Origin of the sequence: Listeria rocourtiae subsp. hofi, assembly GCF_963575615.1 — a bacterium.
GTDB classification, from domain to species: Bacteria; Bacillota; Bacilli; order Lactobacillales; family Listeriaceae; genus Listeria_A; species Listeria_A hofi.
In genome coordinates, this window is sequence record NZ_CAUYTL010000115.1 from 1 (window position 1) to 312 (window position 312).

Annotated in this window: 1 pseudogene; it reads left to right on the forward strand. The window is 38.8% G+C overall.

Features of this window, described 5'->3' with window-relative positions:
- Positions 1-312: pseudogene (locus R8925_RS15990) on the forward strand (hypothetical protein); the annotation flags it as partial.

Sequence of the window (312 nt, forward strand, 5' to 3'; positions counted from 1 at the left end):
TTGCCTTTATCGGGACGTTTGCAATGGCTTGATTACCGCCATTTAATGGTTTTTTGAGTAAGGAAATGTTTTTTCTAAGTATGGTAGACGTGACATCGCTGAACTTGTTTCAGGCAGAGACATGGGGCGTCATATTACCAATCATCGCTTTGATAGGAAGTATTTTCACATTTGTTTATAGCATGATTATTTTCTTCAGAACTTTCGGTTGCAAACTTAAACCGCATTTACTGCCGCAAAAACCGCATGATGCACCATTTGGATTGTTATTACCGCCGATGATTTTATCTGCACTTGTTGTAATTACAGGTG